Source organism: Streptomyces diacarni (assembly GCF_003323715.1).
Classification (GTDB): domain Bacteria; phylum Actinomycetota; class Actinomycetes; order Streptomycetales; family Streptomycetaceae; genus Streptomyces; species Streptomyces diacarni.
The window spans coordinates 1-261 of record NZ_QOIN01000001.1; the positions used below are offsets into that span (position 1 = coordinate 1).

Here is a 261-nt window from a genome sequence, read left to right on the forward strand (position 1 = left end):
GCGGACGGCGTTCCTGTTCTCCGGGCAGGGCTCCCAGCGCGCCGGAGCCGGTGCTGGGCTGTATGCCGTCGAGCCGGTGTTCAAGGCGGCGGTCGATGAAGCCTGCCGGCACCTGGACCCGTTGTTGGGCAGGTCGCTGGCCGAGATCATGTTCGCCGAGCCGGGCAGTGAACCGGCCCGCCTGCTGGACCACACCCGCTACACCCAACCCGCACTCTTCGCCCTCCACCTCGGCCTCCACCGACTCCTCGAACACCACGG

Annotated in this window: 1 protein-coding gene; it reads left to right on the forward strand. The window is 70.1% G+C overall.

Annotation, left to right across the window (positions count from 1 at the left end; all coding sequences use genetic code 11):
* A partial coding sequence (locus tag DTL70_RS00005) for an acyltransferase domain-containing protein (protein WP_114019717.1) occupies positions 1–261 on the forward strand: 261 nt, incomplete at both ends.